Annotated in this window: 16 protein-coding genes and 1 pseudogene; 12 read left to right on the forward strand and 5 right to left on the reverse strand. The window is 53.8% G+C overall.

Features of this window, described 5'->3' with window-relative positions; translation table 11 throughout:
- The first annotated feature begins 257 nt into the window (after positions 1 to 257).
- Both C173_RS16400 and C173_RS16405 read left to right on the forward strand, forming a co-directional pair.
- Positions 258 to 1,964 (forward strand): annotated as a pseudogene (locus C173_RS16400) (proline--tRNA ligase).
- Positions 1,965 to 2,050: 86 nt separating this feature from the next.
- Positions 2,051 to 4,330: a type IA DNA topoisomerase gene (locus C173_RS16405; RefSeq protein ID WP_036726462.1), complete on the forward strand. Its 2,280-nt coding sequence runs from the start codon at positions 2,051 to 2,053 to the stop codon at positions 4,328 to 4,330.
- Positions 4,331 to 4,414: 84 nt separating this feature from the next.
- Here the strand turns inward: C173_RS16405 and C173_RS16410 are convergent, their stop codons facing one another.
- From C173_RS16410 to C173_RS16420, 3 genes are all read right to left on the reverse strand, one after another.
- Positions 4,415 to 5,152 carry a DsbA family protein gene (locus C173_RS16410; protein ID WP_036726465.1) on the reverse strand — a complete coding sequence of 246 codons (738 nt, stop codon included), beginning with the start codon at positions 5,150 to 5,152 and terminating at the stop codon, positions 4,415 to 4,417.
- 109 nt (positions 5,153 to 5,261) lie between these two features.
- Positions 5,262 to 6,014, reverse strand: a complete 753-nt coding sequence (locus C173_RS16415; protein ID WP_036726466.1) for an HAD family hydrolase — start codon at positions 6,012 to 6,014, stop codon at positions 5,262 to 5,264.
- A gap of 24 nt (positions 6,015 to 6,038) precedes the next feature.
- Positions 6,039 to 6,956: an ArsR/SmtB family transcription factor gene (locus C173_RS16420; protein WP_036726468.1), complete on the reverse strand. Its 918-nt coding sequence runs from the start codon at positions 6,954 to 6,956 to the stop codon at positions 6,039 to 6,041.
- 160 nt (positions 6,957 to 7,116) lie between these two features.
- Between C173_RS16420 and C173_RS16425 the strand changes: the two genes are divergently transcribed.
- The 5 genes from C173_RS16425 (at position 7,117) to C173_RS16445 (ending at position 12,545) form a co-directional block, all read left to right on the forward strand.
- Positions 7,117 to 8,277 carry an MFS transporter gene (locus C173_RS16425; protein ID WP_036726469.1) on the forward strand — a complete coding sequence of 387 codons (1,161 nt, stop codon included), beginning with the start codon at positions 7,117 to 7,119 and terminating at the stop codon, positions 8,275 to 8,277.
- 89 nt (positions 8,278 to 8,366) lie between these two features.
- Positions 8,367 to 9,092 (forward strand): phosphonate ABC transporter ATP-binding protein, encoded by a 726-nt coding sequence (locus C173_RS16430; protein ID WP_036726471.1) that lies wholly within the window; start codon positions 8,367 to 8,369, stop codon positions 9,090 to 9,092.
- 33 nt (positions 9,093 to 9,125) lie between these two features.
- Positions 9,126 to 10,424, forward strand: coding sequence for a hypothetical protein (locus C173_RS16435; protein ID WP_200869552.1), 1,299 nt, complete (start codon positions 9,126 to 9,128; stop codon positions 10,422 to 10,424).
- Complete coding sequence (locus C173_RS16440; RefSeq protein ID WP_036695433.1) at positions 10,417 to 11,115, forward strand: response regulator transcription factor; 699 nt, start codon at positions 10,417 to 10,419, stop codon at positions 11,113 to 11,115. Before C173_RS16435 ends, C173_RS16440 begins: the two co-directional genes overlap by 8 nt.
- Positions 11,112 to 12,545: a sensor histidine kinase gene (locus C173_RS16445; RefSeq protein ID WP_036726472.1), complete on the forward strand. Its 1,434-nt coding sequence runs from the start codon at positions 11,112 to 11,114 to the stop codon at positions 12,543 to 12,545. Before C173_RS16440 ends, C173_RS16445 begins: the two co-directional genes overlap by 4 nt.
- 200 nt (positions 12,546 to 12,745) lie before the next feature.
- Here the strand turns inward: C173_RS16445 and C173_RS16450 are convergent, their stop codons facing one another.
- The gene (locus C173_RS16450) at positions 12,746 to 13,969 is read right to left on the reverse strand and encodes a glucose-1-phosphate adenylyltransferase (protein WP_036726474.1); all 1,224 of its coding nucleotides are present in this window, start codon (positions 13,967 to 13,969) and stop codon (positions 12,746 to 12,748) included.
- Between the two features lie 216 nt (positions 13,970 to 14,185).
- Here C173_RS16450 and glgB point away from each other — a divergent pair, with 216 nt between their 5' ends.
- Both glgB and glgA read left to right on the forward strand, forming a co-directional pair.
- A complete protein-coding gene (gene glgB / locus C173_RS16455; RefSeq protein WP_036726475.1) occupies positions 14,186 to 16,102 on the forward strand; it encodes a 1,4-alpha-glucan branching protein GlgB in 1,917 nt (638 codons plus the stop codon).
- A gap of 45 nt (positions 16,103 to 16,147) precedes the next feature.
- Entirely contained in the window at positions 16,148 to 17,584 is a 1,437-nt protein-coding gene (gene glgA, locus C173_RS16460; protein ID WP_036726477.1) for a glycogen synthase GlgA, read from the forward strand.
- 127 nt (positions 17,585 to 17,711) lie between these two features.
- Here glgA and C173_RS16465 read toward each other — a convergent pair whose 3' ends face one another.
- Entirely contained in the window at positions 17,712 to 19,463 is a 1,752-nt protein-coding gene (locus tag C173_RS16465) for an alpha-glycosidase (protein ID WP_036726479.1), read from the reverse strand.
- A gap of 232 nt (positions 19,464 to 19,695) precedes the next feature.
- Between C173_RS16465 and C173_RS16470 the strand changes: the two genes are divergently transcribed.
- The 3 genes from C173_RS16470 (at position 19,696) to C173_RS16480 (ending at position 22,025) form a co-directional block, all read left to right on the forward strand.
- Positions 19,696 to 20,520, forward strand: coding sequence for a transporter substrate-binding domain-containing protein (locus C173_RS16470; protein ID WP_036726480.1), 825 nt, complete (start codon positions 19,696 to 19,698; stop codon positions 20,518 to 20,520).
- Between the two features lie 136 nt (positions 20,521 to 20,656).
- Positions 20,657 to 21,316 carry an amino acid ABC transporter permease gene (locus C173_RS16475; RefSeq protein WP_036726482.1) on the forward strand — a complete coding sequence of 220 codons (660 nt, stop codon included), beginning with the start codon at positions 20,657 to 20,659 and terminating at the stop codon, positions 21,314 to 21,316.
- On the forward strand, positions 21,303 to 22,025 hold the full coding sequence (locus C173_RS16480; protein ID WP_036726484.1) for an amino acid ABC transporter ATP-binding protein: 723 nt from the start codon (positions 21,303 to 21,305) through the stop codon (positions 22,023 to 22,025). The genes C173_RS16475 and C173_RS16480 overlap by 14 nt, the downstream gene beginning before the upstream one ends.
- Positions 22,026 to 22,122 lie beyond the last annotated feature (97 nt).

A 22,122-nucleotide genomic window follows, 5' to 3' on the forward strand; every position in this document is an offset into this window, starting at 1 on the left:
CGGCTGAAAGATCCCCCGAGTGCGTAAGACACCAATCCTGCCTTGGAAGCTGCAGCTTATGCTGAAGATGGGCATAAGTCTGCCGGAACCGGCCGTTATCCGGATTAGAGGACCGCAGGCTTAGAGAGTCTTGGGGTTGAAACAGGGTGGTAACACGGCGCATTCGTCCCTGACGGATGCGTCTTTTTTGCGTTCTCATTATGGCAGCGAAATGTTCTGGAGCTGGACACACTTTTCGACGAAAGAGGCTGATCTGTATGCGTCAAACCAATCTATTAGTTACCACTCTGCGCGAAGCTCCTGCGGAAGCAGAGACAAGGAGCCACCAGCTGCTGCTGCGTGCCGGATATATCCGGCAGCTCGCTGCCGGGGTATACACCTATATGCCGCTTGGACGGCGGGTACTGCGCAGAATGGAACAGATTGTACGCCAGGAAATGGAGTCCGCCGGTGCGCAGGAGGTTCTTATGCCTTCAATGCAGCCCGCAGAGCTCTGGAGAGAATCGGAACGTTATGAGGTGTACGGCAAAGAGCTGATGAAGCTCCGGGACCGTCACGACCGTGAGTTCGTGCTGGGTCCGACCCATGAGGAAGTGGTTACAGCGCTAATGCGCGCAGAGATCAGCTCTTACCGGCGGCTGCCGGTGACTGTCTATCAGATTCAGACGAAGTTCCGGGATGAACGTCGTCCGCGTTCAGGGCTTCTGCGGGGCAGGGAATTCCTGATGAAGGATGCCTATTCGTTTGATACGGATTGGGAGGGCTTGGATCTGGCCTATCAGGTGATGTACAGCGCTTATGAGCGGATCTTTGACCGCTGCGGCCTGAAGTACCGGGCGGTGCAGGCGAATGCCGGAGCGATTGGCGGCAATGGCCAGAATCATGAATTTATGGCCCTGTCAGAGATAGGTGAGGATACGATAGCAGTCTGCTCCCTGTGCGGATATGCTGCGAATCTGGAGCAGGCGGAAGTGCGGAGCGGAGCCGAACCGGATAGACAAGATTTTGCCGGACGACCTGCTCCAGAGCGATTCCATACGCCTTCCCAGAAGACAATTCAGCAGCTGGAGCAGGAGAGTCTGCTCAGACCGCATGAGATCATCAAGACATTAATCTACACGGGCGGAGGCAAGACAGTTGCTGTGCTGGTCCGTGGAGATCATGAGGTGAATGAGCTGAAGGTGCAAAAGCACCTCGGCTGCGGTGACATTACGCTGGCTGATGCCATGCATGTGCAGGAGGCTGCCGGAACCGGAAGTGGTTATGTCGGTCCTGCCGGATTGTCCGTGCCTATCCTGGTGGATGCTGCTGTTGCAGCCATGACAGAAGCAGTCACAGGCGCGGGGGAAGAGGATTACCATCTGCGTGGAGTGGTGCCCGGCCGGGACTTTCCGCTGACGCAGGTGGGGGATTTCCGTAATGCGGTTGCCGGCGACTGATGTCCGCAGTGCGGCGAAGGGGAGCTGGATTTCCAGCAGGGCATCGAGGTAGGGCATGTCTTCAAGCTGGGCACGGTCTACAGTGAGAAGCTGGGGGCAGATTATTTGGATGCAGACGGCCGCACCCGGCCTATGGTAATGGGCTGCTACGGCATCGGAATCTCCCGCTTGCTGGCCGCAGTGGCTGAGCAGAACAACGATGACCAGGGGCTGATCTGGCCGCAGGGCCTAGCTCCGTATGCGGTTCATATTCTGCTGATGTCGGTCAAAGATACAGCGCAGCGTGAGCTGGCCGAAGCCCTGTATGCACGGCTGACCGCCTTGGGCATCGATACCCTGCTTGACGACCGCGATGAGCGGGCCGGGGTCAAATTCAAGGATGCCGGACTGATCGGTATACCGGTTGCGCTGGTGGTCGGCAAGCTGGCCGCAGAGCAAAGGATTGAATACATGGACCGCAGAACGGGTAACAAGGAAGTCATTGATATGGGCGAGGCCGTGCTGCGCGTAAGCAGGCCTCAATAATGAGCAGCGGATTTTGGGGGCCAGGAATGGTATAATAAACTACTGGACAACTTTTGTAATGAACCAAGGGTAAGGAGCGATTATTGTTGAAGACACTCATTATTGCGGAGAAACCGGACATGGGGCGGAATATCGCCGCCGCAATAGAACCGAAGGCCAAAAACTACCGTTCCTATCTGGAAGGGGAGCAGTACATCATCACCTGGGCGATTGGGCATCTGATTGGCCTGGCAGAGCCCGAAGCCTACGACAATAAATATAAAAAATGGAACATGAATGATCTGCCGATCATCCCCGAGGAGTTCAAGCTGCTGCCCAATGCACGTACCATGGATCAGCTGAAGGTAATCGGGGAGCTGGCGAAGCGCAGCGATCTGCTGGTGAACTCCTGCGATGCCGGGCGTGAGGGCCAGCATATTTTCTCATTAATCCAGCGTTACCTGGAGCTGAACCAGCCGGTGAAGCGGCTGTGGATCTCCGACCTGACGCCGGAGACGATCCGCAAGGGCTTCCAGGAGCTGAAGGACGGATCGGAATACGAGAATCTGACCAAAGCGGCCCGGGCGCGCAGCGAGGCGGACTGGCTGATCGGGATGAACGGCTCGCGCGCTTTTACCACCAAGCATAATGTGCTGCTCTCTGTAGGCCGGGTGCAGACCCCGGTGCTGGCGCTGATCTATGACCGTCAGAAGACCATTGAAGCCTTCTCCTCGCTGAAGTTCTTTGAGGTGGAAGGGCATTTCACCCAGAATGAGCTGATGTATAAGGGAATGTGGCAAGGCGACCGGTTAACGGAGGGTACGAAGGCAGAGGCGCTTGCGGCCAAGGTCAAAGGCAAGCCCGCCCGGATTGTTCTCTATGAGGTCAAAGAGACCAAGGAATATCCGAATAAGCTGTACGATCTGACGCTGCTGCAGCGTGAGGCGAACGGGAAATATGCTTTCTCCGCCAAAAAAACACTGGATATCGCCCAGGCGCTGTATGAGAAGCATAAAGTAATCTCGTACCCGCGTACTAACTCCAACTATGTCACGGAGCAGAATATTCCTGAAATGCACAAGACGCTGTCGGCCCTTCAAGGCACGCAGTACGACGATTGGGTGAAGGGTGCGAACCGTAACCTGGTCCATAAAGGCAACAAGTTTATCTGTAATCCGTCTAAGGTGGAGGATCACCATGCGATTCTGCCTACGAACCGTAAGGCGAACGGGCTGAGTGCGGACGAGGCTAAGCTGTACGATCTGATTGTCCGCCGCTTCCTCTCCCAGTTCTACCCGGCTGCGGAATATAAGGTGCATACGGTGATGACCGAAGTGGAAGCCGAGAAGTTCAAGACTACGGTCAAGGAACTGCTCAGCCTCGGCTGGAAGGTGATTTACGCAGACCAGAAGAAGGACAAGTCCAAACCGGCCAAGGGCAAAGGCAAGGAAGACGAGGAGGAAGAGGAGCTTGAGGTGAACGAGCCGTTCTCGGTTCAAGCGGAGGGTGAAGTGATCTGCAGCGATGCGGTTGTGAAGGAGAAGGATACCCAGCCTCCAAAAGCTTACACCGAAGGAACCTTGCTGAAGGCGATGGAGAGCGCAGGCAAGCAGATTGAGGACGAAGAGCTGCGCGATGCCATGAAGGATTCGGGGCTGGGCACTCCGGCGACCCGAGCCGCTACGATTGAACGGCTGAAGAATGTCGGCTATGTGGAGATGCAGGGGAAAAAGATCGCCATCACCCAAAAGGGGCGGACGGCGGTTGAACTGATCCGCGGCGCTGGCGTGGAGCTGCTGACCTCCCCGGAAATGACCGGGCAGTGGGAGCGCCGCCTGAATGAGATTGCCCGCGGCACCGCAGCGGACGGGCAATTCATGGAGAACGTCAAGCGATTCGCTTCGATGATTGTGGACAAGGTCCGTGTGCAGTCGCGCGCCGCTAAGACCTCCTTCGAAGGGGATACACCTTCGCTAAACAGCGGCGGCAAGGGCCGCAGCCCGGCTGCTGCGACGCGCAAGCCCGCCGAATCCAAGGCGGCCGGGCGCAAGCCGGCAACGGCCAAACCGCGCAGCGCGGCGTCTGCCGCTGCCGGGAAGAGCGGGGATGCCGGGCCGAAGGTCATCGGCAGCTGCCCGCGTCCAAGCTGCGGCGGCATGATCTTCATGGGCCGCAAGGGCTACGGCTGCTCCCATTATAAGGAGGGCTGCGCCTTCGTGATCTGGAAGGAGAATCACGGGCGCACGCTCACCGATACCCAGGTGAAGGCCCTGATTGAGAAGGGCCGAACCGGGAAGCTGAAGCTGACCGGTGAGGACGGCGCGCCGCTTGAAGGCAAGCTGGTGCTGCAGAATATGGATACCGGCCAGCTGGCCGTGGAATCATAATTCCTGAATACCAAAAGCGCCCCGGCCAGATTTTCATGGCGGGGCGCTTTGTTATAGGATGATGAGCTTCACCTGCAAGAAAGATTACGGGGATACATTCAAAGCCGCTTCAATGGCGGCACTTAAGCCTTCATAGGAGGAATCCGGCAGCAGGACGCCGTTCACCATGAATTTCGGTGTGCCGTTGACGCCATAAGCTCCGGCGATTTTGAAGTCCTCTTTGACATCGTACATATACGTATGGTTCTTCAGATCCTGCTCGAACCGCTCTTGGTCAATCCCTGCAATATTGTCCTTCACGAACTTAAGGATGAACTTCTGGGTTGCCCAGATCTTGCTCTCATCGCCCTGGCTCTCGTAGAGCTTGTGGAGATACTCCCAGAACTTCTCATTATTCTGCTGATAGATAGCTTCCCCCGCACTGGCGGCCAGGTAAGAGTCCCGGTCAATGAAGGCGAAGTTCATGAAGTAGAACTGGACTTTCCCGCTGTCTACGTAGTCTTTGATGAACGTATCCAGGTAGGAGGCGGTCCAATTTTTGCAGGCAGGGCATTTGAAATCGGCGAATTCAATCACCTTCACCTTGGCGGATTCGCTGCCCAGATGCGGCTGCTTCTCGTATTTCAGCCCGTCCACCACGATCTTGCCCTTCACATCGGTGTAGTTGGGGAGATTATCGAGCGCCTCAGTGCCGGACGATTTGCCCTGTGTAAGGAAGAAGGCAAGAAGGGCGATCAGCAGCACGGCAATCACTGCAAGCAGCATAGGGAGCAGACGCCCGTGATTCGGGGTATTCCTGGAACGGTTAGCTTTGTTATTCATGGCCAGCCTCCTGCACGATGTGAAAATCTACTCAAATAGTATAATCATACCGGCGGCAGGCTGCCTATGCCATTTGTAACAATTGCCCGATTCTGATGGTGCAAGTCAATCAGCCGTGATGCTCCCGCAGCGCAGCGGTGCGGATCACCGGAGGCACCTCGTGAATGGCAGAGATGGTCAGGACGGACTGCTGCATCTCCCGTTCCAGCTCAATCAGATTGTAGAGCCACTCATTCGGCTGCTTCAGATAGATGCTATTGATCCCGGCAGTCAGCGCGGGCAGTACATCTGTACGCAGGGAGTTGCCGATCATCCAGGTGATATTACGGTCGAACGGATAGGTAGTCAGGATATTCTCAAGCGCCTCCACATTTTTGTGCTGGCGGATATAGATGCGGTCATCGAAATAGGCGTCCAGCTTCATTTGGGCGATTTTGCGCTGCTGGATGGTGTCGTCGCCGCCGGTATAGAGATAGAGGGAATGGCCGTCCTGCTTGAGGGTATCCAGCGTCTCTACCATGCCGGGATAAGCTTCCACCTCCTGGTCGTACACACTCAGTCCCAGCTTCATCAGCTGCCGCTCCTCGAAGGCATCCGGCTTGCGGTTATATTTGCTGCAGAAGTAACGGTAGGTGGCAATCAGCGATTTCGGGAAATTGTCGCTGGCCAGGCCGCTTGTGCTAACGGTCTCGACATCGATCTCCACCTGCTTGCTGCGCAGTTCGCCGATGGTAGGCTGGTAATCGCTGAACCAGTCAGACATCAGCTCGAAATATTGTCCAAGGATAAGGTCAAAATACTTATTGCAATGCACCAGGGTATCGTCGAGATCAAAGATCACTTGTTGGGTCAAATACTTCATGAGGTTCACTCCTAAGTTGGTCTGTTAGATACGGATGTAGGACTCCAGAAACATCTGGAGCTCCGAGGCCCCGTCAGGACGTATGCTGTAGCGTTCGGTGCCTTCACCGCGCAAATGGACCCGCAGAAGCCCGGCGACTCTTAGACTAAGCAGGTGATGCATCAGCATCTCCCGGGACAGGCTCAGCTCGGACTGCATCTCCCACAGTGTCTTCGGTTCGTTCGCTACGAAGCGCAGCAGTCTCAGCCGGGTAGGATCAGAGAGAGCCTGTGTTAAACGAAGCAGCACCGTTGGAGGCTCCTCCTCATTGTCTGAGGGGACATCAACCGGATATTGCACCAGCATCAGGTTCTTGAAGAAGCAGTACGTGTTGATCGGCCGGTTATGCACGGTAGGCAGCAGCACAATCGTCTTCAGTCCGGGAATGTCCTCAATGACAATTCCGCCGGAAGCATATTCGATCAGCGGGACCATGTCCATTTTGCTTTCCAGCATTTTTTTCTCAGAAGCGTCTTCAATCAGCAGCGGCAGCAGGGTATGCTCCACATGGCGGAAATAATGCTCATACCATATCCGCAAAAGAGGCGTATATCCGTTCTTGATCCGTGCGCATTCCTCGGCCGTGAATTGATGGAAGAAAGGCTCGGTCCGCCGGAGGCAATCCTCCAGAGACAAGCTCTCCAGCTCAGCCAGGAACTGCAGCACCTTGGAAGCCTCGCCCCGGCTGTAGGCCCAGGCGTAGAGTACATCATAATCTTCGAACGGCCACTCGGCGGCCTGCTTCAGTGCAGCCAGCTGTGCGGGAGTGAAGCGGCCATCCACATCCCGGATCCAGTCGGTGCCGATGTCCAGATTGGAGGTCCATTTCTTGGTCACATATAACATGAAACTGTCCAGCAGTTCGTATACGGGGGAAACATCAATGTTCAGTTCATACTTCATTTAAGCCGGGTCACCTCCAGAAAATCAGTCACTTCTATATATTATCTCTTGTTTTGAAGAGGGTTGTCTACTATAATGTTCGGTGTTTGCCGCATGGACATCTGGTTCCGTTCATCAATGAATTACATAGGAGGATTTATTTGTGTCAGATTCTATACCGATGCCGCATGGACAGAGCGGTAGAATGAATTATTCGATTTTGATTGCCGTGATTATTCTGGCAGGGCTGAGCCAGGGGATGCTGCTGCCGGTCTTATCTATTCTACTGGAGCAGGAAGGCGTATCGTCCTCGCTGAACGGACTTAATGCGGCTGCCTTGTATGTAGGCTCATTTGCCATGACCTTGATTGCAGAAAGGGTACTTGGCGCCATCGGCTTCAAGAAGCTAATCGCCGCGGGTCTCGCGCTGGTGCTGGTATCACTCCTGCTGTTCCCGCTCCTTACCGGCGTGAAGGTCTGGTTCGTGCTCCGCGTGCTGGTCGGGATCGGCGATTCAGCGGTGAATTACGCCGCGCAGCTCTGGGTGCTGCTCATGACACCGGCGGAGCACCGTGGACGGAACCTGTCGCTCTACGGGATGTCCTACGGACTGGGCTTCAGCCTCGGACCGCTGGGCATCAGCCTGCTGCGGTTCGGGCAGCCCGCACCGTTCCTGATTACAGCCCTGCTGTTCGTAATCGTGCTGCTGATTGTGGGCTTCAAGCTGCCTGACTCGCGGCCGGAAGCTATGGATCACAGCGAAGGCCAGGCGAGCAGATTCGGCCGGAGCTACCGGCTTGCTTGGTATGCGCTGATTCCGGCACTGCTATACGGCTATATGGAAGCCAGCCTGAACAGCAGCTTCCCGGTATACGGGCTGCGCACCGGGTTCAGTGCAGACCAGATTGCCGCGTTGCTGCCCTTTGCAGGCATTGGAGGCCTGCTGCTCCAGCTGCCGCTCGGCATATGGAGCGACCGTTATGGCCGCAAGGCCATCCTGATTGCTGCGGGGACAGGAGGAGGCCTGGCCTTCACGCTGCAGCCGCTTACCGGCGACCATGTCCTGCTCACCCTGCTGGTGCTGATGGTGGCCGGGGGGCTTGTTGGCTCCTTTTTCTCGCTAGGATTAAGCTATGCCGCCGATATCCTGCCGCGCAAGCTGCTTCCCGCTGCCAATGTAGTCGCTTCCTTCCATTATAGTCTGGGAAGTATTGCGGGGCCGGGCATCGGCGGGCTGCTGCTGCAATTCGGCTGGGGCGGCAGTGTGTTTGCCGTAATGGGCGGCCTGTATATTGTATTTGGGCTGGCAGGGTTATTGTTCTCGCCACGGAAGACGATATGAGGTAGAATAAGAACGAATGCTCGCATGGAATTTGATCCCGCTTTCAGAGTACACTATAGAGTAGAGTCGAAGACAGGAGAGGCTGACCTATGATTACAGTTGAACATTTGGCCAAAGCGGTCGGGGAAGATAAAACACCGGTGCTTCAGGATATCGGATTTCAATTAGAACCGGGAGAATTTGTAGCGCTGCTGGGAGCCAGCGGCAGCGGGAAATCAACACTGCTGCGCTGCCTGGCCCTGCGTGAGAAGTGGGACAGAGGGAATTTCAGGGTAGATGGGCAGGATATTATGAAGAGCCCCTTCGCCGGCAAACGTAAAATCCGCCGGGAATGGGCTTATCTGGAGCAGAATGCGGAGCTGAATCCGAACCGCACTGCACTGAAGAATGTGCTGATTGGACAGGCCTCCCAGACGCCGCTGTGGCGGATGGCTACAGGCATGGTCCGCTCAGATGATTATATGGGGGCGATGGACCAGCTTGATCTGCTTGGCCTGCTGGACAAGGCCAAGCTGAAGTCCGGCCAGCTCAGCGGCGGTGAACGTCAGCGTGTAGCCATTGCCCGGGCATTGGTCCACGGCGCCAAAGTCATCCTGGCGGATGAGCCGGTGACGGGCCTTGACCCCAAGACTGCGGAGAATGTGCTGGAGACCCTCCGCAATCTGTGCAAGGAGACAGGCCTTACCGTGCTTACGGTGCTGCCGATCGAGCTGGCCGAGCGTTATGCCAGCCGTCTGTGGGTGCTGGAGGACGGAAGAATCAAGCATGATGTCAAAGGACGCCGGCTAACCTCACAGGAGCGGCTGCATCTGTGAAGTGAGGCAAGGCGTTCAGTAAGGAGAGCGTAAATGAAGTTGAATATGCGTATGCGTCTACTGGGAGGACTTGCCGCAGCCGCCCTGTCGCTGTTTGCCCTGTCGGGCTGCACTTTCATCAGTGATCCGGTATCCCAGATGAGGGTGCCCCAGCTGCCTGCGGACAAGGCTTCGCTGATGGCCGCCATTAACTCTTCTCTGAAGGCGCTGGATGGCACCTTGACCCGTCCGGCCAATGATGATAACAGCTCTATTTTTACAGAGGACCTGGACCAGGATGGCGTGATGGAGACGCTTGTGTTCTACCAGAACAAGAATGAAGCCGTGGTTAATCACGGAATGATTCTGGAGAAGCAGGGGGATACCTGGGTCAAGAAGCTTACGTTCGATGGTGTTGGCAACAATCTTGATTCTGTAGATCTTAAGGATGTAACAGGTGACGGTAAGCTCAACATTATTGCCGGGTATTCCCGTGGGGAAGAGAAGGGCATGGTCGTCTACAGCTATTCCGGGGGAGTGCTGGAAGAGATTCTAACGAAGCCGTACACCAAATACATCATCGATGATCTGAATGAGGATGGAATCGCGGATATTACCGTGGTGTATTTCAAGCGTAATGAATTCGCAACAATTGCTACTTACCAGTACAATGACAGCTTCCAGGTGCTGGATCAACTGGACGACTTAGACCCTTATTTCAATAGTTATTACAATATTGTCTCAGGAAAAGTAGCTGCGAACAAAGAAGGTATAGTCCTGGATTCAGCCGTGGATTCTCACTCAGCGTATACAACAGTGGTTGTAATGGAGAATAACAAGCTGCGTGTCGCTATTCCCGGGAATGACCTCACCTTCAAGGACCGCAAAATAGTCAGCGAGGATATTGATTCGGACGGAATTATTGAGATAGGGATGCTGGTTCCCCCCAAGGGATGGGAGTATTTCGATCCGGAGACCATTCCGTATTTCAATTCCTATTACAAATGGGACGGGAAAGACGGCTTGACCTTCAGTACCCAGCTCTATAATGATCCGCTGGACCGGTTCACTATTAACTTCGCCCCCGAATGGCAGGAGCGGGTGACCGTGGACACGAAGTCGGTTCAGAACAAATCACTCAAATTCATTATGACGGATACCGGAGAGACGGTCGCCGAAGTAACATTCTTCTCGCCTGCGGAATGGGACAATGCGAAGAACACCGGCTGGAAGCTGCTCGGCCGCGATCTGGATAAAATGATCGGGTACCGGGGAGGACTGGAACAAAATACAATCGGAGGAGGAGACGGGCGAATTCAATCCTCTATTGAAAGGAAGGGAATCAATGAGTAAAGTACTGATACTGGAGGACGAAGAGTCTATCCGCAGTTTTATTGTTATTAATCTGAAGCGTAACGGCTTTGAGGTGCTGGAGGCGGCAGATGGCCATGAGGCGCTGCATAAGCTGACTACTATACATGACATTGATATCGCCCTGCTGGATGTTATGGTACCCGGCATCGACGGCTTTGAGGTATGCAGACGCATCCGGGAGACCAATGAACGCCTCGGAATTATTTTCTTGACGGCCAAAGTACAGGAACAGGACAAGGTCTATGCGCTGTCGGTGGGAGCAGATGACCATGTCAGCAAGCCGTTCAGTCCAACCGAGCTGATCGCACGTATCCAGTCGCTGCTGCGCCGGGTCAATGTTCACCGCGAGCAGTCGGCCAAGGTCTCGTTCCAGTCGGGTCCGTTCACATTAGATCTGATCTCCAAGCAGTTCAAGCGGAGCGGGGAAGCCATTGAGCTTACCCCAACAGAATTCTCGCTGGTGCAGTTCTTCCTGGAGAAGGAGAATACGCCGCTCAGCCGTGACTCCCTGCTTGATCATGTCTGGGGCAAGGAATATATGGGGGACCCTAAGATTGTTGACGTCAATATCCGCCGCTTGCGCCAAAAAATCGAGAACAATCCATCGGAGCCTGAGTACCTGCAGACGGTGTGGGGGCACGGCTATAAATGGAAAGGCCAGGTACAATGATCAAGAAGGGGATGCGCAGACAGATCGTACTGCACTATATTCTTGTAGTCTTTGTAGCGCTTCTCCTGGTTGAGACAACCTTTCTGCTGGCGATCCGCACCTATTATTACGACAGCATCTACACCAAGATCACTACACAGATTAGTGCAGCCGAAAGTATGGTTAAATATGGGGTCTTAAACGGCACATCAGCGAACCAGTTGAAGGGGTTACTCGATTATTTTAATCTGGAGTATACCGAGCTGGAGGTCCTGACCCTTAAGGGGGACATCCTTACCAGTACAACAGGGTTTCAGCCGGACCGGACCATCACCACCAGTGATGTCCCGGAGGCGGTGGGCGGCAGTATAGGACGCTGGCTAGGCCGGCAAGCCGGAACTAATGAAAGTGTCATGGCGGTCTCCAAGATGGTGCGTATTAATGCTCACGATACTTATATTCTGCGGTATCTGACTTCCATGGAAGGCGTTAATAAAGATCTGCTTAATCTGACCCTGCTCTCCATTGGCATCGGTGTGGTAGTGCTGACGATTGTTCTGCTGCTCAGCTTCGGGCTCGCCAATTCGATTGTGCGTCCGCTGAATAATATTACGGCCGTGTCGGCGCAGATGGCGAAGGGCAAGTTCACTACCCGGATCAAAGGCGATTACCGGTACGAGATCGGCGAACTCGCTTCAACGCTCAACTATATGGCGGACGAGATTGTCCGCAGCAACCAGATCAAGGATGATTTCATCTCCTCGATCTCTCATGAGCTGCGCACTCCGCTGACCAGCATCAAGGGCTGGAGCGAGACGCTGGTCTCCGGGGGCTATGACCCTGAAGAGACCAAGCTTGGGGTCGGAATTATCTCCAGGGAGAGTGACCGGCTGATCGGGCTGGTGGAGGAAATCCTCGACTTCTCGAAGCTGCAACAGAACGAAATGAAGCTGTCGATGGGGCAGGTGGATATTAAGGTTCTGCTGCAGGAGACGCTGCTCAATATCTGGGCCAAGGCCGAGAAGAAACGGATTCATCTGCTGCTGGAATGTGAGGAGACGATTTTCATCAAGGCGGATGCCAACCGTCTCAAGCAAGTCTTCCTCAATCTGGTGGATAATGCGGTGAAATTCTCGCCGGAGGATTCCAGTATCGTGCTGTCGGCGGAGCGTCTCTCCGGTACCGAGATGGCTGTCACTGTCCGTGACAGCGGTATTGGCATTAGTGAAGCGCACCTGGCCAGAGTACGGGACCGCTTCTTCCAGGTCGATGCCCTTAACGGGGGAACGGGCCTCGGGCTGGCGATCTCCCAGCAGATTGTGGAGCTTCATAACGGCAAGCTGGAAATGGACAGTGAGCTGGGCAAGGGTACCCAGGTTACCGTCATTCTGCCGCTGGATGACAGCCAGCAGGGGAATGCCCGTCCCAGCAACTCACCGGTAACTTCATAAGCAAGCCAATTGGAAACGGCTTTGGCGTCCTTACAGGGACGGCACCCGTTTCAGCGAGAAATAGAAGGATAAGTTATCGTGTGAAACATATAATTTCTTATATTTATACAAAAGGGATACAGCTATCGTCCGGACAGACCGGAGCTGTATCCCTTTGTATGTAGCAGCCCTAAGGGCTGAACGATTGTGCTGAACGATTGTTATGAAGGCATTCCTTCCGCACGCAGACGGCCGGCCTTCTCATAGACCTCCTGAAGCAGGCGGGCAGGCTGGGTACGGACCAGCGGCTTGGCAGCTACAATCTCATGCGGGCCGACAACCACAATGTTGTCTGCACTGCCTTTGATCACAGCGCCGTCCTTGATCACAGCACCTTCACCGATAATGGCGTGTTCAATCAGAACACCGCGTCCAATACGGGCACCGGGCATTACCACACTCTGCTTGATTCTGCTCTGCTTGCCGATCTCTACACCGCTGAAGATGACCGAGCGCTGAGGGCTGCCTTCGAGCTGGCAGGTCTCGTGAATCAGGCAATCTGCTGAAGCCGCTTGTTGAGTGCGGGGTCTGAGCGCAGCCAGCTTGGTCCGCTGTGCACGGCTGTACATCGGCCAGCGTGAATTATCAAGCTGGAAGCCGTCTTCTTGCAAGAGATCCATATGAGCTTCCCAGAGGCTGCCAACTGTACCGACATCTCTCCAATAGCCCTCGAAGCGGTAAGCGAACAGTTCATCACTCGCATCCAGCATAGCTGGAATGACATCCTTGCCGAAATCATGACCGGATTCCGCATTTGCGGCATCCCGCAGCAAATGAGCCTTCAAGTACGCCCACTCGAACAGATAAATACCCATGGAAGCCAGATTGCTCTTCGGAGCCTTCGGTTTCTCGGCAAATTCGGAGATCTTGAAATCTTCATCCACGTTCATCACGCCGAAGCGGCTCGCTTCATCCCAAGGAACCTCCATAACCGATATCGTTGCCTTCGCAGACTTGGCGATGTGATAATCGAGCATTTTGCGGTAGTCCATGTGGTAGATATGGTCTCCCGACAGAATAAGTACATGCTCCGGGTTCTGACTGTCAATATATTCAATATTCTTATAAATAGCATCGGCGGTGCCTGTATAGCTGTCTCTGCCTTCAATCCCAGAAGGGAGCAGTCTTACACCCCGGTCACTGCGGCTGTGCAGCCCCCAGGGCTCACCTTCACCGATATGCTGATGCAACGATTCTGCTTCGTACTGAGTCAGTACTCCGATGGTATCAATCTTGGAATTCACACAGTTGCTTAGGGGAAAATCAATAATTCGGTACTGTCCGCCGAAAGGGACTGCAGGCTTAGCCATGCTGGAAGTCAACGGGGCTAATCTGCGGCCTTCCCCGCCTGCCAGGAGCATGGCGATACATTCTTTCTTACTCATGTGTTATCCCTCCCATTTTTTTGTCAATGCTTGTAATATACACGCAGATCAAGCGCTTGAAACGACATAGGTGAATTATATTGCTGCATATCTGCAAAAATTACATGTTTATTTTCAATATTCAGAAATTGCCCGGACTTCTCTCAAAATCATTTTCAAAATCTATATATTCGGGTAATGTAATAGGTGCATCATATATCCTAAGGTGGTGATGATTTGGCCGATTTACCAAAAACAGAAAACCTCCCGTCCGCTGAAGATATTTATCTGTTCCATGAGGGCACGAATTATCGCAGCTATACGATGCTTGGCGCGCACATTGCCGTCCAAGAAGGGCAGGCCGGCGTTCGCTTTACCGTGTGGGCTCCTCATGCGGCATATGTAGGACTGGCGGGAGATCATAACAGCTGGGATGGAACATCCGATCTTGATACGTTATATAAGATACCCGATTCAGGATTTTGGAGTCGTTTTTTTCCGGGAATGGAGCCGGGAACTTTTTACAAATACAGGATTACAGGAGCAGATGGTACAAGCTTCCTCAAAGCAGACCCATATGCCTTCCACGCGGAAGTTCGCCCGGCAACAGCATCCGTTGTAGCGAATCTGGACGGCTATAAATGGGGGGATGCTGCTTGGAGGCGGAAGAGTAAAGGTCCGTATCAGGCACCCATGAATATTTATGAAATGCATCTGGGCACCTGGCGGCAAAAGGAAGACGGTGAACTCTATACTTATCGGGAGATCAGCAGTCTGCTGATTCCTTACCTGAGCGAAATGAGCTATACCCATGTGGAGTTTATGCCGCTCGCTGAACATCCATATGATCTGTCCTGGGGCTACCAGGGAACCGGTTATTTTGCGGCTACCAGCCGCTTCGGAGAGCCGCAGGATCTGATGTATCTGATCGATCAGCTGCATCAGGCCGGCATCGGGGTTATTCTGGACTGGGTTCCTGCCCATTTTGCCAAGGATGCTCATGGCCTGCGCCTGTTCGACGGTTCGCCGCTGTATGAGTATGCTGATCCGATGCTGGCGGAGAAGCCGGGCTGGGGCACCTTGTCCTTCGATTTCAGCAAGCCGGAAATCTCATCTTTCCTGATCTCCAATGCCTTGTTCTGGTTCGAGAAGTATCATATTGACGGCATGCGCGTGGACGCGGTTACGAGTATGCTGCGGCTTGATTTCGAGAAGGAACCCCATCAGTACCGGACGAATGAGCATGGCGGGCTGGAGAATCTGGAGGCCATCCGGTTCATTCAGCAGCTCAACCAGACGATCTTCCGGTATTATCCGAAGGCGCTCATGATGGCGGAAGAATCCAGTGCCTGGCCCGGTGTAACCTCTCCGGTGCATGAAGGGGGCCTGGGCTTCAACTACAAATGGAATATGGGCTGGATGAATGACACCTTGGGCTACATAGAACGGGATTTCGATTCGCGCCCTTATCATCATAATTTGTTGACCTTCCCGATATGCTATGCGTATGCCGAGAACTATACACTTCCGCTGTCGCATGACGAAGTAGTGCACGGCAAGAAGTCGCTGCTGGACAAAATGCCGGGGTCCTATGAGCAGAAATTCGCCGGTCTGCGCCAGCTTCTGGGGTATCAGATCAGCCATCCGGGCAAGAAGCTGCTGTTCATGGGCGGAGAGTTCGGGCAATTCATAGAATGGAAGGATCAGGATCAGCTTGACTGGCTGCTGCTGGATTATGAGAGCCACCGGCGGATGCAGGCCTATACAGCTGCGCTGAATAAGCTATACCTTGCCGAAAAAGCGCTGTGGGAGCTCGATCATGACATGACGGGCTACCAGTGGATCGATGCCGATGACAGCGGGCAGAGTGTCGTATCCTATATCCGCAGAGGCAAACGTCCGGTAGACACGCTCTTGATTATTATCAACTTCCAGCCGGCCGAGCGCCGCCATTACCGTATCGGCGTGCCGCGTCCGGGTGTTTATGAAGAGTTATTTAGCTCGGAGAGCAACGAATACGGCGGATCGGGCTTCCATAATGAGCCGCTGAAGAGCACCAAGACCGAGTGGCATAATCAGGTGAACAGTATAGAACTGACCCTGCCGCCACTTAGCTTCTTGGTGCTTAAGAAGTCAGGCCGCAAGACCGTTTAAGGGCAGGAAGTGTCCGAATAAGCCACTATATAAGGGGGAGATGGAATGAAAGTATTATTTGCTGCGGCGGAAGCCCATCCATTTATCAAAACAGGCGGACTGGCCGATGTCATCGGCGCTTTGCCGAAAGCCCTCAAGGCGGCCGGGGTCGATGTCCGGGTAATTTTGCCCAAATACAAAGGAATTCCTGAGAAGTATTCCGCTCAGATGGAGCATGTCGCTACTCTGGAGGTCCCGATTGGCTGGCGCAATCAGTATTGCGGGATCGAAAAGGTGGTATTTGAAGGGATTCCCGTCTATTTCATCGACAATGAGTATTACTTCGGCCGTGACGGAATCTATGGCTATATGGATGACGGCGAGCGGTTCGCGTACTTCAACCGGGCGGTGCTGGAATGTCTGCCGGCCATTAGCTTCCAGCCGGATGTAATCCATTGCCATGACTGGCATGCTGCGGTGGTTCCGCTGCTGCTGCAGGCGCATTACCGGCATAATCCGTTCTACAGTGAGATGCGTACGGTATTCACCATACATAATCTCCTGTATCAGGGAGTCTTCCCGTATACCGTGCTGGGTGAGCTGCTGGGTCTGGACGACAGTTATTTCCTGGGCGTGGAGTATTACGGGAATGTGAATTATATGAAGGGCGGGATTGTCTACAGTGACCATGTCACCACCGTCAGCCCGACATATGCCGATGAGATCCGGACCCCGTACTACGGCTATGGTCTCGATGGTCTCCTGACTGCGCGCTCTGACGCGCTCAGCGGCATTGTGAACGGAATTGATACCAAGAGCTATAATCCGTCCAGTGATACGGCAATCTTCACCAAGTACCGCTCTAACCTGGCCAAAAAAGCCGAGAACAAGCTGGGACTCCAGCAGGAGCTTGGATTGCCGGTGGCCCCTTACATTCCAATGGTAGCTATGGTTACGCGTCTGGTGGATTCCAAGGGACTGGATCTGCTAACCCGTGTGCTGGATGAGCTGCTGTACTACGATGATATTCAGTTCGTGCTGCTAGGCACGGGGGATGAGGTCTACGAACGCTGGTTCCGTGAGGCGCAGTGGCGTTATCCGACCAAGCTGTCGTCACAGATTACCTTCAATGATGCCTTGTCCCGCAAAATCTACGCCGCCAGCGACATCTTCCTGATGCCGTCCAAATTCGAGCCTTGCGGCATCAGCCAGCTCCTCGCGCTGCGTTACGGCAGCATTCCGGTGGTCCGTGAGACAGGCGGGCTGAACGATACCGTGCAGGCGTACAACGAATACACCGGAGAGGGCAACGGCTTCACCTTCAAGGATTATAATGCCCATGATATGATGCACACGCTCCGCCGCGCCGTATCGTTCTACCACAAGCCCGAGCACTGGAAAAAAGTAGCCAAAAACGCATTCTCCGGCGACTACAGCTGGAACGTGTCTGCACAGCAGTACATTGATATTTATAACAAGATTACTGTGACTGCAGCGGAATAGGTACAGTAAGGTTTAGATGGGAAAAGGCACCCCTCAGTTCATGATGAACTTAGGGATGCCTTTTTGACGTTGTTCACCGCAACGGCGACCATGCAACGTGTTCAAAACTTAAATGTGTCTAATTTCATCAAGCCTCCACAATATGCCGGAACAGAATCCGGTACTCGTACGGCTCCAGTGCCACATTCATCATCCCGCGTTCCGGGGCTACTGCTTCGCCGGTCAGCGCATCCAGCCAGTCACTGGTCTCCATCGGGTGGCTGAGCGTGCGTTGCTGCGGTGAATTGTTCATCCAGACCGTGAAATGGATCAGCTCATCTGCGCGCTCATAGACAATGCACGGGTCATGCTCACAGGCCTGAAGAATCCGGAAGCGGCCTTCACGAAGCGCCTTATGCTCCTTGCGCAAACTAATCATCATCCGGTAAAAGTCATACAGCTCGCGGTCCTGCCTGCCCTGATCCCATTCCATACATTTGCGGCAATCCGGGTCCTCGTAGCCCGTCAGGCCAATCTCATCGCCGTAATAGATGCAGGGGGTGCCCATGAAGGTGAACAGGAAGACGACCGTCAGCTTCAGCTTCCGTTTGTCTTCACCAAGCACGGTGAGCAGGCGGGGGGTGTCATGGCTGCCAAGCAGATTGAAGACCACCTCGTTCGTCTGCTGCGGATAACGCATGAGCAGGCCGCCGATCCGGTGACCGAAGGTGATGCCGTCCATCCCGCCGTTGAAGAATTCCAGCACCGTCCCCGAGAAGGGATAGTTCATCACCGAATCGAACTGGTCGCCGAGCAGCCAGGTTAAGGAGTCGCTCCATACCTCGCCGACGATGTAGGCATCCGGGTTCGCGGCCTTGACCACCTTGCGGAAATCACGCCAGAAGTGATGGTCCACCTCGTTGGCCACATCCAGCCGCCAGCCGTCCACCTTGATCTCCTTGATCCAGTATTCGGCCACCTCCAGCAGATAAGATTTTACTTCATGATTGGCGGTGTTGAACTTCGGCATATTGCCGTAGAAGCCGAACGTGTCATAGGTGGGAATACCGTCCACAATCTCAGCCGGAAAAGAGTTCACATGGAACCAGTCCCGGTAGACGGAGTACTCCCCTTTAGCCAGCACATCCTGGAAGGGCGGGAACTGATCGCTGCAATGGTTGAACACCGCGTCAAGCATGACGCGCAGGCCCCGTCTGTGGCATTCCTCGACAACCTGCTTCAGCAGCTCATTATCGCCGAAATGCGGGTCAACTCTCCGGTAATCCACAATGTCATATTTATGGTTGGAAGGGGAGACGAATAGCGGCGTGAAGTAGAGGGCGTTGACGCCCAGCTCCTGCAGATCATCCAGATGGTCCAGCACGCCCTGAAGGTCGCCGCCGAAGAAATTATTCAGCTCAGGCTTGCCGCCCCAAGGCTGCGTGCCTTCCGGATTAATCAGGGGATTGCCATTCGCGAAACGCTCGGTCATGATCTGGTAGAATACGGCATCCTTTGCCCAGGGAGGAACCCGGAACAAGTCGATCCCGTGGATATATGGGAATTCGTAGAAGTGATTCGGCGGAGGAGGACACTCAGAGCGAATACCGTTATCGAGCAGATAGACCGTCTCCATACCCTTACTTACGCGAAAAGTATAGCTAAGCCGCTTATATTTGGGCCGGACCGCTGCTTCCCAGTAATCGAATTTGTCATCGGAGGCGGCCTTCTCCATGATAATGTCATAAGAGGTATGCTGCCAATCATACTTGTCGCCGGTAAGGGCGACTACGTAGTCCACATCATCACGTTTGGTGCGCACACGCAGATGAATCGTTTCAGTATCATAGGCATAGGCCCATTTGTCACGGGGAACATGGTACATCGCTTCAAGCAGCATAGTAGCACCTCCTGTAAGTTGGGTGGAAGCTGTAATGATTCGTGCGGCATTTGGAGATAATCTATAGTAGATAGTATTATATACCACCTTCATAGGATGTGCATTTTTTTGTCGCCGTAACAGGTTTTTGTCACAAAATCGTCTTTGCATATTCATGCGAAGTGATTTATAATAAGTCGGTCCATGGGACGGATAGAATAGAGAATATAAATAGAACAGGGAGACGAGACAAATGAACAAATGGGGTAAACTTTCTATGGGACTGCTGCTGGCAGCAGGACTCTTGGCCGGATGCGGCTCCAATAACGATAAGAACAATACCGCAGCAAGCGGAAATGGCGGTGCTGCAAGCACGGAGGCGCCGGCCAAGAAGCTGATTATGGGTACAAGCGCAGACTTTCCTCCATATGAATTCCACAAGATGGTTGAAGGTACGGATACGATTGTTGGTTTTGATATCGAGATTGCCAAGGAGATTGCCGCTGATTTGGGCCAGGAGCTGGAGGTTAAGGATCTTCCGTTCGACTCTTTGCTGAATGAGCTGGCAAGCGGCCGGATCGATATGGTGATCTCGGGACTTAGCCCGACACCGGAACGCGCTGAAGCTGTAGGTCTCTCGGACATCTACTATAAGGCAGAGCAGGCTGTCGTAGTGCGTGAAGCCGACAAGGACAAATTCGCCAGCATGGACGCACTGAAGGGTGCCAAGATCGGAATTCAGACCGGTTCCATCCAGGAGGGGATCGCCAAGGGCATCGAAGGCGCACAACTGACCTCCCTCAGCAAAATCTCCGAAATCGTCCTGCAGCTGCAGTCGAACCGGGTGGATGCTTCCATCATGGAAGGACCTGTTGCCAAGTCCTTTGTGAAGAACGTCAAGGGCCTCGTGATCACGGATGCCAAGCCGGAGGTTGAAGATGACGGCTATGTCATCGGTGTGAAGAAGGGCAACACCGAGCTGCTCGATCAAGTGAATAAGACACTCGGACGGCTGAAATCCGAAGGCAAGATTGATGAATTTGTAGCGGCAGCAAGCGAGCTTGCTGAGAGCAAATAACACGCGAAAGCCGCATATAAGGTTAGCGGAGATCAAGATAGGCCCGCAGCTGGCTGCGGGATTATGCTCTACCATGCAGAAAATGGCGGTGATCCGCCGTTTTCTATTTTTTTGAGAAGAGGAGGGTTTGAGGGCAATGAATGTATTCGATATGGCTTATGAGTACCGCAATTTATTCTTATCCGGTCTGCAGTATACACTGCTGCTTGCGGTGCTGGGGGTATTCTTCGGTTTCGTACTAGGCATCCTGGTTTCGCTCCTGCGGATGTCCAAATGGAGAATTCTGCGCTTTATTGCCACCGCATGGGTGGAATTCTTACGCGGGACGCCAATGCTGGTGCAATTGTTTCTGATTCACTACGGCCTGCCGGAGTTTGGTATTTCGCTGTCCCCGATTCAGTCGGGTGCGATCACACTTACGATTAACAGCTCGGCATATCTGGCTGAGATTTTCCGTGCCGGAATTCAAGGGGTGGACCGCGGACAGATGGAGGCGGCTCGTTCACTCGGAATGAAGCAGGGTATGACCATGCGTTACATCATTTTGCCGCAGGCATTGAAGAACGTATTGCCTGCCATCGGCAACGAATTCATTACAATTATTAAGGAGTCCTCTATCGTATCGATGATTGGTGTAGCGGATCTGCTGTTCCAAGCCAGAACAATAACCACCATTACTTATGAAGGACTTAGTCCGCTGCTTGTGATTGCGGTCATGTATTTCGTACTAACATTCACACTATCCAAGCTGCTGGGTATATTGGAACGGAGGCTGAACACGGATGATCGAGGTTAAGAACCTGCGGAAGAGCTTTGGGAAGCTGGAGATCCTGAAGGGTATTGATCTGAATATTCACAAGGGTGAGGTTGTTGTTGTCATCGGTCCCAGCGGATCGGGTAAAAGCACCTTTCTGCGCTGCCTGAACCTACTGGAGCAGCCCACAGGCGGGGAGATCAGCTTCGAGGGTCAATCCATTACCGCGAAGCGCCATGACATCAACGTGACCCGCGAGAAAATGGGGATGGTGTTCCAGCAATTCAACCTGTTCCCGCACAAATCCGTGCTGCAGAACATTATGCTCGCTCCGCTCAAGGTGAAGAAGCAGCAGGCTGCTGAGGCCGAGAAGTACGCGATGGAGCTGCTGCGGACTGTAGGCCTTGAAGACAAGCGCGATGCTTATCCGGCGCAGCTCTCCGGCGGACAGAAGCAGCGGATCGCAATCGCCCGGGCGCTGGCTATGCAGCCGCATGTCATGCTGTTCGACGAGCCAACCTCGGCGCTGGACCCGGAGATGGTCGGTGAAGTGCTGGAGGTTATGAAGCAGCTGGCGGTTAACGGCATGACCATGGTAATTGTGACGCACGAGATGGGCTTCGCCCGTGAAGTAGGGGACCGAATCCTGTTCATGGACGGCGGAGTGATTGTGGAGCAGGGGACACCGGCAGAGGTGTTCGGTCATCCCAAGCATGCCCGTACGCGCGATTTTCTCAGCAAGGTATTATAGAAGGCTGGTTAAATAACCCCACCATTTGGGGTTATTTTATTTTGGCGGAGTGCACAATGGGTGATATAGTATACAGATGATCAATCTACTTGAAAAG

Source organism: Paenibacillus sp. FSL R7-277, from assembly GCF_000517965.1.
Classification (GTDB): Bacteria; Bacillota; Bacilli; order Paenibacillales; family Paenibacillaceae; genus Paenibacillus_AQ; species Paenibacillus_AQ silagei.

What these genes read in the sequence shown, in the direction of transcription:
- glgA (WP_036726477.1), top strand. Translation starts at nt 16,148, where the DNA reads ATGAAAGTATTATTTGCTGCGGCGGAAGCCCATCCATTTATCAAAACA.
- C173_RS16450 (WP_036726474.1), bottom strand. Translation starts at nt 13,969, where the DNA reads ATGAGTAAGAAAGAATGTATCGCCATGCTCCTGGCAGGCGGGGAAGGC.
- C173_RS16420 (WP_036726468.1), bottom strand. Translation starts at nt 6,956, where the DNA reads ATGAAGTATGAACTGAACATTGATGTTTCCCCCGTATACGAACTGCTG.
- C173_RS16430 (WP_036726471.1), top strand. Translation starts at nt 8,367, where the DNA reads ATGATTACAGTTGAACATTTGGCCAAAGCGGTCGGGGAAGATAAAACA.
- C173_RS16440 (WP_036695433.1), top strand. Translation starts at nt 10,417, where the DNA reads ATGAGTAAAGTACTGATACTGGAGGACGAAGAGTCTATCCGCAGTTTT.
- C173_RS16480 (WP_036726484.1), top strand. Translation starts at nt 21,303, where the DNA reads ATGATCGAGGTTAAGAACCTGCGGAAGAGCTTTGGGAAGCTGGAGATC.
- C173_RS16415 (WP_036726466.1), bottom strand. Translation starts at nt 6,014, where the DNA reads ATGAAGTATTTGACCCAACAAGTGATCTTTGATCTCGACGATACCCTG.
- C173_RS16475 (WP_036726482.1), top strand. Translation starts at nt 20,657, where the DNA reads ATGAATGTATTCGATATGGCTTATGAGTACCGCAATTTATTCTTATCC.
- C173_RS16465 (WP_036726479.1), bottom strand. Translation starts at nt 19,463, where the DNA reads ATGCTGCTTGAAGCGATGTACCATGTTCCCCGTGACAAATGGGCCTAT.
- C173_RS16435 (WP_200869552.1), top strand. Translation starts at nt 9,126, where the DNA reads ATGAAGTTGAATATGCGTATGCGTCTACTGGGAGGACTTGCCGCAGCC.
- C173_RS16410 (WP_036726465.1), bottom strand. Translation starts at nt 5,152, where the DNA reads ATGAATAACAAAGCTAACCGTTCCAGGAATACCCCGAATCACGGGCGT.
- C173_RS16470 (WP_036726480.1), top strand. Translation starts at nt 19,696, where the DNA reads ATGAACAAATGGGGTAAACTTTCTATGGGACTGCTGCTGGCAGCAGGA.
- C173_RS16425 (WP_036726469.1), top strand. Translation starts at nt 7,117, where the DNA reads ATGCCGCATGGACAGAGCGGTAGAATGAATTATTCGATTTTGATTGCC.
- C173_RS16445 (WP_036726472.1), top strand. Translation starts at nt 11,112, where the DNA reads ATGATCAAGAAGGGGATGCGCAGACAGATCGTACTGCACTATATTCTT.